Genomic DNA, 266 nt, shown 5'->3' with positions numbered 1-266 from the left:
CCGACTCAGGCGTCTTAGTCGTCGTCGTAGACTCACCCGACTCAGGCGTCTTAGTCGTCGTCGTAGACTCACCCGACTCAGGCGTCTTAGTCGTCGGCGTAGGCTCACCCGACTCAGGCGTCTCCTTAGAGGTAACAGTCTGAGCCTCATCCTTCGGATTCTCATGCTGAGCAATGTCATTCGGCTTATCCGAAGACACACCCGGAGTCTCATCACCATCAGCATTGACCTCAACAGAAGTCAACCGCTCAAAGGCAACAGCAGAA

At 54.9% G+C, this 266-nt stretch carries 1 pseudogene; it reads right to left on the bottom strand.

The features are described from left to right. A pseudogene (locus tag M5J09_RS06270) lies at positions 1-266 on the bottom strand (hypothetical protein); the annotation flags it as partial.

Origin of the sequence: Corynebacterium sp. BF-R-2 (genome assembly GCF_024586525.1) — a bacterium.
GTDB lineage: Bacteria > Actinomycetota > Actinomycetes > Mycobacteriales > Mycobacteriaceae > Corynebacterium > Corynebacterium singulare.
The sequence above is the reverse complement of the archived record's forward strand: the minus strand, read 5'-3'. Positions and strand labels throughout refer to the sequence as shown.